Here is a 15,507-nt window from a genome sequence, read left to right on the forward strand (position 1 = left end):
CCACGATGTGGTTCGCCGGGCGGCGCGCGCCGGCCGGAACCGGCCAGTTCTCGCGCACGACGCCGAGCGTGCGGGGGATCGGGTGGCGGAACCGGGACGGCTCCTTGTCGACCCGGTGTCCGACCGGGATCGCGGTCAGGATGACACGAGTTGGTTGATGCTCGGTTGATCTGCTGTTTATCGCGATTGACGCGCGCACCGCACGCTGTTGATGAACCGGGGAAAGGGTGGGCGCGATCGCGTGTTTCGGTCGTGGAGTAAAACGAGGCCGTGTCGTCGCCCACCGTCCGGACCTGATCACCGGGCGGTCGCTGAGTTACCCTTCGTGGGGCGTGACATCCACGTGAAGGGAACCTCGATGCGGTTTCGGTATCTAGGCCGCGTGGAGTTCTCTACCGGGTCCGAATGGAGCTCGATCCCCGGCGGCAGGCCCCGCGCGCTGCTCGCACTCCTCATCGTGAATGCCGGTCACGTCGTTACGGTGGAGCGGCTCGTCGCGGAGTTGTGGCCCGAGGATCCGCCGCTCTCCGCGCCGGCCCTGATCCGCGGTTATGTCCTGCAACTCCGCAGAACGCTGGGCGACTCCGCCAAAGAGATCATCATCACCGGGACGGCGGGTTATGAGCTCGGCGTCGTGGACACACCGACCGACGCCGAGCGCTTCGAGGCGCTGGCCGCCCGAGGGCTCGCCGAACTGGAGCACGGCGCGCCCCACGAGGCCGAGTCCGCGCTCGCCGAGGCCCTCGCCCTTTGGCGCGGGACGCCTTTCCTGGACGCCCCGCCGACACCCGCGCTGGGCGCCGAGGCCAACCGGCTGCGGGAATGCCGACTGCACGCCGCCGAAGCCCGCATCGAGGCCCGAATGCAGCTCGGCAAGAGCGCCGAAGTGGTGGGGGAGCTGCGCGCGCTGCTCGGCGAGCACCCGCTCCGCGAGGGGCTGTGGGCGCAGTTGATGCGGGCGCTGCACACGACCGGCAACCGCGCCGACGCGCTGGAGGCGTACCGGCGGGCGCGTCAGATCCTCACCGAGGAGCTCGGCCTCGAACCCTCCGGGCGGCTCCAGGCGCTCCACCAGATGATCCTCACCGACGCCGACCCGGTCCCCGACCCCCCGGCGTCCGGGACCGCGGCGCCGCCGCCCGGCGGGCACCGGAACGCTCCGCCGGCGGTGCTGCCCCACGAGGTGCTCCGCGGAAATGGAGCGTTCGCGGGACGGGTCGCGGACCTCGCCCGGGTCGAGCGGCTCCTGCTCGACACCAACGGGCCCCAGGTGGTGGTGATCGACGGGGTGGGCGGGGTCGGCAAGTCGGAGCTGGCCATCCATCTCGCGCACCAGTCGGCGCACCGCTTCCCCGATGGCGTCTGCCACGTGGACCTGCAGGGCGCCCGGGGCTCGGCGCCGCCGCTGGAGCCGACCGAGGCGCTGGGCCGCATGCTGCGCTCGCTGGGGGTGCCGCCGCCGTCGGTGCCCGGCGAGACCGCCGAGGCGGCGGCGCGGTTCCGTTCGCTGACCGCCAACCGGCGGATGCTGTTCGTCCTGGACAACGCCTGTCACGCGCCGCAGGTCCAGCCGCTGCTGCCCGCCCGGTCGTGCGCGGTGCTGGTGACCAGCCGGCGGGCGCTGCCGGTGCTCGGGTCGGTCGGCTACCACCTGGAGGCCATGTCCGAGGAGGACTCGCTGGACCTGCTGGGGCGGTTGGTGGCGCCGCAGCGCATCGCCGCCGAGCCCGACCAGGCGCTGCGCATCGTCCGGCTGTGCGGCGGGCTGCCGCTGGCGCTGCGCATCGCCGGCGCCCGGCTGGCCTCCCGTCCGCACTGGCCGCTGCGGTTCCTGGCCGACAAGCTGGCCAGCGAACAGCACCGGCTGGACGAGCTGAAGATCGACGACCTGGCGGTGCGGTCCGGCTTCGCCATCAGTTGCCAGGACCTGGAGAGCCTTCCGGAGGGGCGGGAGCCGGTCCGGGTGTTCCGGTTCCTCGGGATCCCGCGCTGGTCGTCCATCACCATCCCGCTGACCGCCGCGCTCACCGACCTGCCGCGGCACCGGGCCGAGCAGGCGTTGGAGAGCCTGCTGGACGCCCGGCTGCTGGAGTCGCCGCAGCCGGGCCACTACCGGATGCACAGCCTCATGCGCCTGTTCGCCCGCGAGCAGGCCGGCGTGCACCTGACCAAGGCCCGACGCGACGACGCGCTGCTCCGGGCGCTGGAGTACTACGTCGCCGCCGGCCTGCGGGTCACCGCCCTCCTCGACCAGCTCAACGTCCGCTGGCTCACCGAGGAGGAACGGGTGCCGCCCGGCGGCGCGGCGCGGGCCGACCGGGCGATCACCGAGCCGGCGACCCCGGCGGACGCGATCGCCTGGCTCGACGACCACCGGGACAGCCTCGTGTCGGCGGTGCGGCAGGCCGCCTCGATCCCGGGGGCGCACGAGCGCATGGCCATCCGCCTGGCCGCCACCGTCTGCGGCCCGTTGCGCGTCCGCGGCCACCTCCAGGACTCGTGCGCCCTCAGCGAGAGCGTCCTCCAGGTCGCCGGACGCGTCGGCGACGTCCTCGCGGAGGTGCGGGCGCATCTGAACCTGGCCTGCTGCCGGGGCAGCCTCGACCACGACGACGGGCGCTCGTTCATGCACCTGCTGGGCGCCCTGGACCTGTGCCGGACGATCGGCGACAGCCGGTGGGAGGGCCGGGCGCTGTACGAGCTGGCCGCCCAGCTCGCCCGGCACGGCGACGCGAGGGCGGCGGGCGTCTACTTCAACCGGGGGCTGGGCCTGCTGCAGGCCGCGGGGGAGTCCCACGACGTGGTGCTGATCCTGCACCAGCTCGGTCTGCTGGAGGAGGGACGGGGCGACACCCGGGCGGCGGCGCGGCACTTCCGGCGGGGTGTCGCGCTGGCCGGCGGGCTCGGCTACCGACACGGCGAGTACTACAACCTGGCCGGCCTCGCCCGCCTCACCGCCGCCGTCGGCGACCACGGCGAGGCGGTGACGCACTTCCTGCGGGCGCTGGACCTGGCCAGGGAGGTGGGGGAGTGGCACGGCGAGGCCAGGCTGCTGGGCGAGCTGGCCGAATCCCTCGATCGCGTGAACCTGCGGGAACGCGCCAGAGAGTGCCGCGACCACGCGGTGGAGATCCTGACGGACATGGGCGCGGTGACCGCCGACGAGGTCGGCGCGATGCGCCGGTCCGCGCCGCCCACCGTGCCCGTGCGGCTCACCCAGCCCGACTCAGCGATCCTCTAGACCGAGGACAGGGGTCCCGCTAGCGACGTCCCGAATCCTGTTCCCACCTACCCGTGACCGAACAGGAAGGGAGGCGGGCGGCCGTGTTCTCGCAGATCGAGGACTTCCACGACTGGCTGGCGGACGAGGAGCGCAGCCACGCGTTCGACGTCAGGCCCGTGCCCCTGGAGGATCTGACGGGCTGGTCCTTCCATCCCGACACCGGCGTCATCGGGCACCACACCGGTCGGTTCTTCACGATCTCCGGCCTGCTGGTGGACACCGACCAGGGCCCGGTCCGCTCCTGGTCGCAGCCGATCATCGTGCAGCCCGAGACGGGCATCCTGGGCATCCTGGTCAAGCGGTTCGGCGGGGTCCCGCACTTCCTGCTGCAGGCCAAGATGGAGCCGGGCAACATCCGTCCCGTCCAGTTGTCGCCGACGGTGCAGGCGACCCGCAGCAACTACACCAGGGTCCACGGCGGCCGGCCGGTGCCCTACCTGGAGTACTTCCAGACGCCCCGGCGGGGCCGGGTGGTCGCCGACGTCCTCCAGCAGGAGCAGGGCTCGTGGTTCCTGCACAAGCGCAACCGGAACATCATCGTCGAGGTGGACGAGGAGGTCCCCGTCCTGCCCGGGTTCTGCTGGCTGACCGGCGAGCAGATCGGCGAGCTGATCCTGATCGACAACCTCGTCAACATGGACACCCGCACCGTGCTCGCCGGGTACCCGCCCGCCCCCGGCCCGGAGGACCCCGAGGTCAGGGACGCCTCGGACGTGGCCGCGCTGAGCTGGTTCACCGAGGCCAGGGCGGGCCGCCGGCTCGACCGGGGCCTGATCCCGCTCAACGAGGTCAAGGACTGGGTGCGCGCCGACGGCCGGATCTCCCACCGGCTGGACCGCTACTTCTCCGTCATGGGCGTCTCCGTCGAGATCGACAACCGCGAGGTGTCCCGGTGGAGCCAGCCCATGGTCGCGCCGCGCGAACGGGGTGTCATCGCGTTCCTCGCCCGTCGGCCGCCCGCCTCCGACGACCTGGAGCTGCTGGTGCGGGCGCACACCCAGGCCGGCACCTTCGACGTGGTCGAGATGGCGCCCACCGTGCAGTGCGCCCCCGGCAACCACGACCCCGACCGGCGTCCGCCGTTCCTGGACCACGTGCTGTCCGCCCCGCCCGAGCGGATCCTGCTGGACGTCGTCCACTCGGAGGAGGGCGGGCGGCTCTACCACGCCGAGAACCGCTACCTGATCGTCGAGGTGGACGCGGACTTCCCCGACGACGTCGGCGAGGACTTCCGCTGGATGGACGCCCGGCGGCTGGCCCGGTTCGGGCGGCACTGCGATCACGTCGAACTGGAGGCGCGCAGCCTGCTGGCCTGTCTGCGCTTCCTCGACCCGTTCCCGAGACAAGGAGCGCACCGATGACCATGTACGTGTGGGACTACCGTCAGGAGTACGAGCGGGAGCGCGAGGACATCCTCGACGCGGTGGACTCCGTGTTCCGCTCCGGGCAGCTCATCCTGGGCGACAGCGTCCGGAGCTTCGAACGGGAGTACGCCGCCTACCACGGCGTCGAGGGCTGTGTGAGCTGCGACAACGGCACCAACGCCCTGGTGCTGGGGCTCCGCGCGCTCGGCGTCGGGCCGGGCGACGAGGTGATCACCGTGTCCAACACGGCCGCGCCCACGGTCATCGCCATCGACCAGGTCGGCGCCACCCCGGTCTTCGTGGACGTGTGCCCGCGCACCTATCTGATGGACACCGACCGGCTCGCCGACGCCGTCACCGAACGGACCGCCTGCATCCTGCCCGTCCACCTGTACGGGCAGTGCGTCGACATGGCGACGGTGGAGGAGGTGGCCCGCGAGCACGGCCTGCCGATCCTGGAGGACTGCGCCCAGGCGCACGGGGCCCGCCACCACGGACGGCTCGCCGGGACGATGGGCAAGGCCGCGGCGTTCTCGTTCTATCCCACCAAGGTGCTGGGGGCGTACGGCGACGGCGGGGCCACCATCACCTCGGACCCGGAGGTGGAGGCGAACCTCCGCCGGCTGCGCTACTACGGCATGGAGAAGGAGTACTACGTCGTCTCCACGCCGGGGCACAACAGCCGCCTCGACGAGGTGCACGCCGAGATCCTGCGACGCAAGCTCCGGCGGTTCGACGATTACCTGGCCGCCCGCCGGCGGGTCGCGGCGCGGTACGCGGAGGCGCTGTCCGGCACCGACCTCGTGCTGCCGGAGATCGCCGAGGGCAACGACCACGTGTACTACGTGTACGTCGTCCGGCATCCCCGCCGCGACGAGATCATCGAGCGGATGAAGTCGTACGACATCGTGCTCAACGTCAGCTACCGGTGGCCGGTGCACACGATGAGCGGCTTCGCCCACCTGGGCTACGGCGCGGGCTCGCTGCCGAACACGGAGGCGCTCGCCGACCAGATCTTCTCCCTGCCGATGTACGCCTCGCTGTCGGAGGACCTCCAGGACAAGGTGATCAGCGCGCTGACGGAGGTGCTGGCCTCGCTATGAGCACGCTCACCACGGCCGTCCCCCGCAAGGAGGGCGGCCGGCCCCATGCCGCGGTCACCCTCGTCGTCGTCCTGGTCGGGGTGTTCGCCGTCGCCATGTCCATCGCCGGCACCGGGATCGCGTTGCCGCGCATCGGCCAGGGCCTGGACGCCTCCGGGGCGACCCTGCAATGGGCGGTCACCGCCTACAACCTCGCGCTGTCGGCGTTCACCCTGGTCTGCGGCTCGCTGGCGGACCTGTTCGGGCGGCGTCGCACCTTCGTGGCGGCCACCGCGCTGTTCACCCTGGGCTCGCTGCTCACCGCGGCGGCCCCGAACATCCTCGTGCTGGACGCGGCGCGGGCGCTGGCGGGGATCGGCGCGGGCGGCGTCATGGCGTGCGGTGGCGCGCTGCTCGCGGCGACCTTCGAGGGCCCCGCGCGGACCCGGGCGTTCGCCGCCATGGGCATGACGGGCGGCGCGGGTGTCGTGGTCGGCCCCTTCCTGGCCGGGTGGCTGGTCACCCGACTGGGCTGGCGGCCGTCCTTCCTGGTGTTCGTGCTGGTGGGCCTGCTGATCCTGGCGGGCAGTCGGGCCGCGCCGGAGTCGCGGGCCGACCATCGCCCGCCGGTGGACGTGCGGGGCGCCGTGACGTTCGTGGCCGGTCTCGGCACGCTGATGTACGGCCTGATCCGGTTGCCGGACGGCGGCCCGGTCGGCCCGGCGGGCCTGGTCGTCGGCGCGGTGCTGCTGACCGTGTTCGTGCTGGTCTCGCGGCGCACGGCCGACCCGGTCCTGGACCTGACGATGATCCGCAACCCGCGCTTCATGGGGTGGACGCTGGGCACCCTGTCCACCTCGGTGGGGTTCGTCGGCACCCTGGTGTACCTGCCGATCTACTTCCAGGGGGTGGACGGCGCCACGGCGCGCGAGGCGGGGCAGACCATGCTGATGATGACCGCGCCCATCATGGTGGTGCCGATCTTCGCCGGCTGGCTGGTCGCCAAGGGCGTGTCGGCCAGGGCGCTGATGACGCTGGCGCTGCTGCTGGTGGCGGGCGGCAACGCCTGGCTCACCGTGCTGGAGCCCGGCATGGGCGCGCCGGCGCTGCTCGGGCCCCTGCTGACGGTGGGCGTGGGCATGGGCGTGTCGTTCGGCATCACCGACGCGCAGGCGATGAACCAGGTCGAGCCCGCACGGGTGGGCATGGCCGCCGGGTTCCTCAACACGGTCCGCAACAGCGGCGAGGCGCTCGTCATCGCCGTCTTCGGCACCGTGCTGGTGGCGCTCATCCAGGCCCGGGTGGGCTCCGCCGATCTGGCCGACCGGATCGCCGCCGGCGACCTGAGCGGTGCGGACCGGGCGCTGAACGCCCTGCGGTACACCGAGTCCTGGCACATCGCGCTGTGGTGGGTGGCGGGGATCTGCGCCGCCGCCGCGGTGGTGGTGGCGGTGCTGCTGAGCCGCCCGGGACGGGATTCGGGAACGCCGGAAAGGGAGGACGGGACGGCCCCTAACAAGGTGTCTTGACCTGAACATTTGTTGAGGTAGCAGCCTGGGGCGGTACCGACATCGTGGGAAACGGAAGTGCCGTGCGCAACAAGCCGATCGTCGTACTGATCGCCGTCCTGCTGTCCAGCATCTCGCTGCCGATCACGCTCACCGGCGCCTCCGTCGCGCTGCCCGACATCGCCGAGGCCCTGGACGCGGACCTCGCGCCCGTCCAGTGGGTGGTGACCGGCTACAACGCCACCTTCGCCAGCTTCATGCTGGCCGCCGGGTCCCTCGCGGACCTGATCGGACGCCGCCGGGTCTTCACCGGCGGCGTCGCCGTGTTCGCCGTGACCGGCCTGCTGAGTATCGTCACCACCAACATCCTGGTGCTGGACGTGGTCCGGGCCGTCGCCGGGGCCGGCGCGGCGGCCGCGGCGGCCAGCGGCGCGGCGCTGCTGGCCGCCAACTTCGAGGGCCCCGCCCGGACCCGCGCCTTCGGGGTCTTCGGCACCACCCTGGGGGTGGGTCTCGCCTTCGGCCCCACCATCGGGGGCTTCGTCGTCAGCGCCTTCGGCTGGCGCGGGGTCTTCGGCGTGCCGGCCGCGGCGGCCCTCATCGTCCTGCTCATGACGCCGCTGCTGCCCGAGTCGCGGGAGTCGGGCGGCCGTCGCCTCGACACCGGCGGGGCCGTCACCTTCACCGCCTTCCTGCTGCTCCTGATCACCGGCTTCGTGGAGGGGCCCGCCCGGGGCTGGCTGTCGCCGGTGGTCCTGGGCGCGTTCGTCGGGTCGGCGGTGCTGCTGGCCGCGTTCGTCGTCATCGAACGCCGCCGCCCGGACCCGATGCTCGACCTGGGGCTGCTCGCCAGCCCCCGGTTCATGGCCTTCTCGGTCACCGCGGCGGTGATCCTGTGCGTCCTCATCCCGCTGGTGGTCTACCTGCCGTCGTACTTCACCGAGGTGCTCGGCATGAGCTCGGAACGGGCCGGGACGGTGCTGATCGCGCTGACCGCGCCCAGCCTGGTGCTCCCCTCGCTGGCCGGCGTCATCGCCAAGTGGGTGCCGCCCTCGGCGATCGTGATGGTGGCGGTGGTCCTGGTCGGCGCGGGCGCGGCCTGGATGGCGCTCGCCGGACCGAAGACCGGGACCGGCCAACTGCTCGGGCCGCTGCTGACCATCGGGTTCGGGTTCGGGATCTCCATGGGCCTGATCGACGGGGTGGCCATCAGCAGCGTCGCCGTCGACCGGGCGGGCACCGCCGCCGGGATGCTCAACACGGCGCGGCTGGCGAGCGAGACCGTCGCCATCGCCGTGGTCGGCGCGGTGCTGGCGGCCACCACCGACGGGCGGCTCGCCGACCCCGGGTTCAGCGGCGGGCTGCGCACCGTGCTGTGGGCGATGGCGGGGCTCGCGGTGGTCACCCTGCTGGTGTGCGGGGCCCTGCTGCGGCGCGGCGGCCGGGTGTCGGCCACGACCGCGCCGACCGCGGAGAGCGTCCCCGCGTAACAGCCCACCGACCGGTTGGCCTGCCATTTTTGGAAGCCTCTAGAACTTCTCGAATGCCCTCCTTGAGCCGAACGGCAGGATGGTCTCAGATGACCATTCTGCCATTCGGCTCAAGTGAGGGGCGTCTATGAAAGCGCTGGTGCTGTCCGGCGGAAAGGGTACCCGGCTGCGGCCGTTCACCTATTCGATGGCCAAGCAGCTCGTGCCCGTCGCGGGCAAACCGGTACTGCTCCACGTGCTCGAGGACATTCGCGGAATCGGCGTGTCCGAGGTCGGCATCGTGGTGGGCGACCACGCCGCGGAGATCAGGTCGGTCGTCGGCGACGGCGCCGAACTCGGACTGCGGATCACCTACCTTCATCAGGCCGCCCCGTTGGGGTTGGCCCATTGCGTGTCCCTCGCCGCCGATTTCCTCGGCGACGACGATTTCGTGATGTACCTCGGCGACAACGTCTTCGTCGACGGCATCGGCGAGGCCGCGGCCATGTTCGCCGGCCGCCGGCCCGACGCCCAGCTCACCGTGGTCAAGGTCCCCGACCCCCGGCAGTACGGGGTGGCCGAGGTCGGCCCGGACGGCCGGGTCAGGGCCCTGGTGGAGAAGCCCCGGGAGCCGCGCAGCAACCTGGCGATCACCGGCGTCTACTTCCTCACCCCCGCGATCCACGAGGCGGTCCGCGCGATCCGGCCGAGCGCCCGCGGCGAGCTGGAGATCACCGACGCGCTGCAGCACCTGGTGGCCCGGGGCGGCACCGTCGTCGCCCAGGAGCACGCGGGCTTCTGGAAGGACACCGGCAACGTCGCCGAGCTGCTGGAGTGCAACCGGGTGCTGCTGGAGCGGCTCCCGGGCTCGATCGGCGGCCGGGTGGACGCCGACAGCGCCGTGCACGGCACCGTGGTCGTCGAGCCCGGCGCCGTGGTGACCCGTTCCCGGCTGGTGGGGCCGTTGATCGTCGGCGCGGGCTCCCGGGTCGTCGACAGCCGGGTCGGCCCCGGCACCGCGCTGGGGCGCGACTGCGTCGTCCGCGACGCCGACGTGGAGGACTCGATCCTGCTGGAGGGCGCCCGCGTGCAGGACGTCCGGCGGCTGCGCCGGTCGGTCATCGGCCGCTGGACGGACGTGCGGGCCACCGGCGCGCCCGGCGGCCACAGCCTGATCATCGGCGACCACACCAGGGCGTGGGTGGCGGCGTGAGGATCCTGGTCACCGGCGCCGCCGGGTTCATCGGCTCCCACTTCGTGCGCCGCCTGCTGGCCGGGGACTACCCGGAGCACGCCGGCGCGCACGTCACGGTGCTGGACGCGCTGACGTACGCGGGCTCCACCCGGAACCTGCCCATGGACCACGAGCGGCTGGAGTTCCACCAGGGCGACATCCGTGACCGGGACCTGCTCGACCGGCTGATGCCCGGTCACGACGCCGTGGTCCACCTGGCCGCCGAGTCGCACGTCGACCGGTCCATCGCCGGGCCCTCCGAGTTCGTGCGCACCAACGTCTGGGGCACCCAGGAGGTCCTGGACGCGGCGCTGCGATCCGGGGTGCGGACCGTCGTCCACGTCTCGACGGACGAGGTCTACGGGGCGATCGAGTCGGGCTCGTGGACCGAGGACGACCCGCTGCTGCCCAACTCGCCGTACGCGGCCTCCAAGGCGGGGTCGGACCTGATCGCCCGCGCCTACTGGCGGACGCACGGCCTCGACGTGCGCATCACCCGCTGCGCCAACAACTACGGCCCCCACCAGCACATCGAGAAGCTGATCCCGCTCTTCGTGACCAACCTCCTCAGCGGGCGCACCGTTCCGCTGTACGGGGACGGCCGCCACCGCCGCGAGTGGATCCACGTCGACGACCACTGCCGGGGCATCCACCTGGTCCTGGCCAAGGGCGAGCCCGGCGGCGTCTACAACATCGGCGGCGGCACGGAGCTGTCCAACCGGGAGATGACCGAACGGCTCCTGGAGCTGTGCGGGGCGGACTGGAGCATGGTCCGCCACGTCACCGACCGCAAGGGCCACGACGTCCGCTACTCGCTGGACGACGGCAGGATCCGCAAGGAGCTGGGCTACGAGCCCGTCAGGTCGCTCGACGAGGGCCTGCGGGAGATCGTCGAGTGGTACCGCGACAACCCCGGCTGGTGGAAGCCCCTGCAGGGCGCGCGCGCCGGGCGGGGCGGGTGATCGGCGTGGTCGGCGACGACGGGATCCCCGCCGACGGGTGGAGCGCGCTGCCGGCCCGGCAGCAGCCGCGCTGGTCCGACCCCGAGTTGACCCGGCAGGTCCGCGCGCAGCTCGCCGAGCTGCCGGGCCTGGTGTCGCGGTCGGAGGTCGACGCGCTGCGCGCCCTGCTCGCCGAGGTGGCGCGGGGCGAGCGGCAGGTCGTCCAGGCCGGGGACTGCGCGGAGGACCCGGCCGAGTGCACCCCCGGCCACGTCAACCGGAAGGCGGCCCTCCTGGAACGCCTGGCGGACGTCATGCGGGAGAGGTCCGGCAGGCCGGTGGTGCGCGTCGGTCGGATCGCCGGGCAGTTCGTCAAGCCGCGCTCCAATCCCACCGAGAGGGTCGGCGGGCGAGAGCTCCCCGTCTACCGGGGGCACCAGGTCAACGGCCCGGAACCCGACGAGGGCGTGCGGCAGGCCGACCCCAAGCGCGTCCTGGCGGGCTACTGGGCCGCCGTCACCGCCGTGGAGACGCTGCGCGGCCGTGCCCGGGACGTGTGGACGAGCCACGAGGCGCTGCTGCTGGACTACGAGGTGCCGCTGATGCGGGAGTCCGGGGACGGCCTGCTGCTGACGTCCACGCACTGGCCGTGGATCGGCGAGCGGACCCGCCAGGTGGACGGCGCGCACGTGGCGCTGCTGGCGGACGCCGTCAACCCGGTGTCCTGCAAGGTCGGCCCGGCCGCCACCCCTGAGGAGCTGACGGCCCTGTGCGAGCGGCTCGACCCGAACGCCGAGCCCGGCCGGCTCACCCTCATCGCCCGTATGGGCGTCGGCGAGGCGGCCGTCCGGCTGCCCGCCCTGGTCGAGGCGGTCCGCGCCGTACGGCCGTCGGTCATCTGGCTGTGCGACCCGATGCACGGCAACACCGTCGCCGGCCCCGGCGGACGCAAGACCCGCCACCTCGACGCGATCGTCCGGGAGATCGAGGAGTTCCACGCCGCGGTCACCGGAGCGGGGGCCGTCGCCGGGGGCCTGCATCTGGAGACCACCCCCGACGAGGTCACCGAGTGCGCCGCCGACGCGACGGCCGCCGCCGGACGGCCCCACGTCTACACGAGCCTGTGCGATCCGAGGCTCAACGCGACCCAGGCGGTCGACGTCGTCTCCGCCTGGCGCGGCTGACGCCGACCCGAACAGCAGTCGAAGACGGGAGTGACATGAACCTGCACGAGCATGACGGCGACGAACGCAAGGTGGCGCTGGTCACGGGTGCCGCGGGCGGAATCGGCGGGGCGATCGCGCGGGTGCTCGCCGAGCACGGCACGGCCGTCGCCGCGGTGGACCGCGACGCGTCCCGACTGGAGACGACGGTCGAGAAACTGCGCGGCGAGGGGCTCACGGTCACCGGCCATCCGACCGACGTCACCTCCGCCGCCGAGGTGACCGCGACCGTCGACCGGGTCGAACGGGAAATCGGCCCCATCGACCACCTGGTCAACGCGGCCGGGGTGCTGCGGGCCGGGGAGGCCCTCGCGCTCAGCCTCGACGACTGGTCCGAGATGTTCGCGGTCAACGCCACCGGCGTGTTCCTGGTCTCCCGGGCGGTCGTGGAGCGGATGGTGACGCGGCGGCGCGGGGCCGTGGTGACCGTGGCGTCCAACGCCGTCGCCGGCGCCCGGCACGGCATGAGCGCGTACGCGGCCTCCAAGGCGGCGGCCACCCTGTTCACCAAGTGCCTGGCGCTGGAGACGGCCCGCCACGGGATCCGCTGCAACCTGGTGGCCCCCGGGTCGACGGACACGCCGATGCTCCGGGCGCTGTGGAAGGGCGACGACGCGGTCCGCGCCGCGCTCGACGGGCGGCCCGAGCAGTTCCGCGTCGGCATCCCGCTGGGGAGGCTGGCGGATCCCGCGGACGTCGCCGACGCCGTCCACTTCCTGCTGTCCGACCGCGCCGCGCACATCACGATGCACGACCTCACGGTCGACGGCGGCGCCGCTCTCGGCGCCTGAGACGCGAGGTGTGAGATGGGAATTCCAGAGATCCCCCCGTATCCGATGCCCGAACCGGGCGAACTGCCCGCCAACACCGCGCGGTGGTCGGTGGACCCGCGCCGCGCGGTCCTGCTCGTCCACGACATGCAGCGGTACTTCCTGCGGCCGTTCGGGCCCCGCAGCCCGCTGCCCGACCTCGTGCGCAACGCCGCGCTGCTGCGGGAGCGCTGCGCCGCCCTCGGGGTCCCGGTCGCCTACACCGCGCAGCCCGGCGGCATGACGTCCGAGCAGCGCGGGCTCCTCAAGGACTTCTGGGGGCCCGGGATGACCGTCGCCCCCGAGGACCGCGCCGTCGTGCCCGAGCTGGCCCCGAACGCCTCGGACTGGATGCTGACCAAATGGCGCTACAGCGCCTTCCACCGCAGCGGGCTGTTGGAACGGCTGCGGGCGCACGGCCGCGACCAGCTCGTCTGCTGCGGCGTGTACGCCCACGTGGGGCTGCTGGCGACCACGGTGGACGCCCTCACCCACGACGTTCAGGCGTTCCTGGTCGCCGACGCGGTCGCGGACTTCTCCGCCGAGCACCACCGGCGGACCCTGGAGTACGCGGCCACCCGCTCCGCCGCGGTCCTGCCCACCGCGCGCGTGCTGGCGGACCTCGGGGCGCCGCGGCCGATGGCGGAGCGGCCGACATGACCCCGTCGGAGGCCCTCGCCCGTTCCCTGCTGCGGCGGGTCACGTCCGCGCAGCCGCCGCCGTTCGCGCTGCTGCGGCGGCAGCGGCCGGACGGCGGCGACGACGTGGAGGTGCTCGTCGGCGAGGTGCGGACCGTCGCCGCGCTCGCCGACATCCCGCTGCCCGCCGAACCCGCGGGCGGCGGCGCGCGGCACGAGGCGTTCGCGCTCATCCCGTTCCGACAGATCGCCGAGCGCCGCTTCGCGTGCACCGACGACGGGACGCCGCTGACGGTGATGACCGTCCGGGAGCAGGGGCGGCTGCCCTTGGCGACGGCGCTGGACCTGCTCCCGAACGTGCCCGTCGCCCTTGAGGGCGCCCGCTTCGACGTGGACGACGAGGCGTACGCGGACCTCGTCCGGCGGGTCGTGCGGGACGAGATCGGCCGGGGGGAGGGCGCCAACTTCGTGATCCGGCGCTCGTTCGTCGCCGACGTCCCCGGCTACTCGCCGGCGGTGGCGCTGAGCTTCTTCCGCCGGCTGCTGACGCTGGAGACGGGCACGCACTGGACGTTCGTCCACCACACCGGCGAGCGGACCCTCGTCGGGGCCACCCCCGAGCGCCACATCACGGTCGACGCCGGCCGCGCGGTCATGAACCCGATCAGCGGCACCTACCGGTACCCGCCGTCCGGGCCGCGGGCCGACGAGGTCGTCGACTTCCTCGCCGACCAGAAGGAGACCGACGAGCTCTACATGGTGGTCGACGAGGAGCTCAAGATGATGTCGCGGGTGTGCGACGGGGGCGGCCGGTTGGTCGGCCCCCGGCTCAAGGAGATGGCCCGCCTCGCGCACACCGAGTACCTCATCGAGGGGCGCACCACCCGCGACGTGCGGGCAATCCTGCGCGACACCATGTTCGCCCCCACGGTGACCGGCAGCCCGCTGGAGAGCGCCTGCCGCGTGATCGGCCGGTACGAGCCGACCGGCCGGGGCTACTACAGCGGGGTGGCGGCCCTCATCGGCCGCGATGCGCGGGGCGGCCGATGCCTGGACTCGGCCATCCTCATCCGCACCGCCGACATCGACGCCGACGGTCGGATGAGCATCGGGGTCGGGGCGACGCTCGTCCGGCACTCCGACCCCGCGTCCGAGGTCGCCGAGACCCGGGCCAAGGCGGCCGGGCTGCTGGCCGCCCTCGCCCCCCGCGCCGAGGGCGGGCTCGAGGCCGACCCCCGCGTCCGGGAGGCGCTGGCCGGCCGCAACGAGCCGCTGTCGCCGTTCTGGCTGGACCCGGCGCGGTCGGCGCCGTCCCCCGAGGCCCTCGACCTGGAGGGACGCCGGGTGCTGGTGATCGACGCGGAGGACGACTTCACCGCGATGATGTGCCACCTGATCCGCTCGTTCGGCATGGACGTGACGCTGATCGGACACCGCGAACCGGACCCGCCGGACGGGCACGACCTCGTGGTGATGGGGCCGGGGCCGGGCGACCCCCGCGACGAGGGCGACCCCAGGATCGCCCGCGTCGGCGAGCTGGTCCGGTGGCTCCTCGACACGCGGCGACCGTTCCTCGCGGTCTGTCTGAGCCACCAGGTGCTCAGCAGGACGCTCGGGCTGCCGGTGGCGCGGATGCCGCAGCCCAACCAGGGCGTGCGGCGGCGGATCGACCTGTTCGGCAGGAGCGTGCGGGTCGGCTTCTACAACAGCTTCGCCGCCTACGCCGACTCCGACAAGTTCGAGCACGACGCCGTGCCCGGCGTCATCGAGGTGAGCCGCGACCCCCGGACCGGCGAGGTGCACGGGCTGCGCGGGCCGGGTTTCCGGTCCATCCAGTTCCACGCCGAGTCCGTGCTGAGCCGGGACGGCGTCGGCGTCGTCCAGGACCTGCTGGCGGGCCTGCTGGCGACCCGGCCCGCCGCGGCCCGTCGACGGTGAGGTCCGAACCTCCGGGAG

Annotated in this window: 11 protein-coding genes; all 11 read left to right on the plus strand. The window is 73.1% G+C overall.

The window, feature by feature from the left end:
- Positions 1–382 precede the first annotated feature (382 nt).
- The 11 genes from DFJ69_RS22375 to DFJ69_RS22425 all read left to right on the plus strand — a co-directional run bounded on the left by DFJ69_RS22375 (position 383) and on the right by DFJ69_RS22425 (position 15,489).
- A complete protein-coding gene (locus tag DFJ69_RS22375) occupies positions 383–3,241 on the plus strand; it encodes an AfsR/SARP family transcriptional regulator (protein ID WP_170177745.1) in 2,859 nt (952 codons plus the stop codon).
- Positions 3,242–3,294: 53 nt separating this feature from the next.
- The gene (locus DFJ69_RS22380) at positions 3,295–4,644 is read left to right on the plus strand and encodes an NDP-hexose 2,3-dehydratase family protein (protein ID WP_245974522.1); all 1,350 of its coding nucleotides are present in this window, start codon (positions 3,295–3,297) and stop codon (positions 4,642–4,644) included.
- Positions 4,641–5,750: a DegT/DnrJ/EryC1/StrS family aminotransferase gene (locus tag DFJ69_RS22385; RefSeq protein WP_116024411.1), complete on the plus strand. Its 1,110-nt coding sequence runs from the start codon at positions 4,641–4,643 to the stop codon at positions 5,748–5,750. Before DFJ69_RS22380 ends, DFJ69_RS22385 begins: the two co-directional genes overlap by 4 nt.
- Entirely contained in the window at positions 5,747–7,258 is a 1,512-nt protein-coding gene (locus DFJ69_RS22390) for an MFS transporter (protein WP_245974523.1), read from the plus strand. The genes DFJ69_RS22385 and DFJ69_RS22390 overlap by 4 nt, the downstream gene beginning before the upstream one ends.
- Positions 7,259–7,320: 62 nt before the next feature.
- Complete coding sequence (locus DFJ69_RS22395; protein ID WP_116024412.1) at positions 7,321–8,727, plus strand: MFS transporter; 1,407 nt, start codon at positions 7,321–7,323, stop codon at positions 8,725–8,727.
- 127 nt (positions 8,728–8,854) lie between these two features.
- Positions 8,855–9,919: a glucose-1-phosphate thymidylyltransferase gene (locus DFJ69_RS22400; RefSeq protein WP_116024413.1), complete on the plus strand. Its 1,065-nt coding sequence runs from the start codon at positions 8,855–8,857 to the stop codon at positions 9,917–9,919.
- Positions 9,916–10,902: a dTDP-glucose 4,6-dehydratase gene (gene rfbB / locus DFJ69_RS22405; RefSeq protein ID WP_116026816.1), complete on the plus strand. Its 987-nt coding sequence runs from the start codon at positions 9,916–9,918 to the stop codon at positions 10,900–10,902. Before DFJ69_RS22400 ends, rfbB begins: the two co-directional genes overlap by 4 nt.
- Positions 10,860–12,065 carry a 3-deoxy-7-phosphoheptulonate synthase gene (locus DFJ69_RS22410; protein ID WP_281275881.1) on the plus strand — a complete coding sequence of 402 codons (1,206 nt, stop codon included), beginning with the start codon at positions 10,860–10,862 and terminating at the stop codon, positions 12,063–12,065. The genes rfbB and DFJ69_RS22410 overlap by 43 nt, the downstream gene beginning before the upstream one ends.
- Positions 12,066–12,100: 35 nt before the next feature.
- Complete coding sequence (locus tag DFJ69_RS22415) at positions 12,101–12,895, plus strand: 2,3-dihydro-2,3-dihydroxybenzoate dehydrogenase (RefSeq protein ID WP_116024415.1); 795 nt, start codon at positions 12,101–12,103, stop codon at positions 12,893–12,895.
- 15 nt (positions 12,896–12,910) lie between these two features.
- Entirely contained in the window at positions 12,911–13,573 is a 663-nt protein-coding gene (locus DFJ69_RS22420; RefSeq protein WP_116024416.1) for an isochorismatase family protein, read from the plus strand.
- The gene (locus tag DFJ69_RS22425; protein WP_116024417.1) at positions 13,570–15,489 is read left to right on the plus strand and encodes an anthranilate synthase family protein; all 1,920 of its coding nucleotides are present in this window, start codon (positions 13,570–13,572) and stop codon (positions 15,487–15,489) included. Before DFJ69_RS22420 ends, DFJ69_RS22425 begins: the two co-directional genes overlap by 4 nt.
- Positions 15,490–15,507 lie beyond the last annotated feature (18 nt).

It is taken from the genome of Thermomonospora umbrina, assembly GCF_003386555.1.
Classification (GTDB): Bacteria; Actinomycetota; Actinomycetes; order Streptosporangiales; family Streptosporangiaceae; genus Thermomonospora; species Thermomonospora umbrina.

What these genes read in the sequence shown, in the direction of transcription:
- DFJ69_RS22385 (WP_116024411.1), top strand. Translation starts at nt 4,641, where the DNA reads ATGACCATGTACGTGTGGGACTACCGTCAGGAGTACGAGCGGGAGCGC.
- DFJ69_RS22390 (WP_245974523.1), top strand. Translation starts at nt 5,747, where the DNA reads ATGAGCACGCTCACCACGGCCGTCCCCCGCAAGGAGGGCGGCCGGCCC.
- DFJ69_RS22400 (WP_116024413.1), top strand. Translation starts at nt 8,855, where the DNA reads ATGAAAGCGCTGGTGCTGTCCGGCGGAAAGGGTACCCGGCTGCGGCCG.
- DFJ69_RS22415 (WP_116024415.1), top strand. Translation starts at nt 12,101, where the DNA reads ATGAACCTGCACGAGCATGACGGCGACGAACGCAAGGTGGCGCTGGTC.
- DFJ69_RS22420 (WP_116024416.1), top strand. Translation starts at nt 12,911, where the DNA reads ATGGGAATTCCAGAGATCCCCCCGTATCCGATGCCCGAACCGGGCGAA.
- DFJ69_RS22425 (WP_116024417.1), top strand. Translation starts at nt 13,570, where the DNA reads ATGACCCCGTCGGAGGCCCTCGCCCGTTCCCTGCTGCGGCGGGTCACG.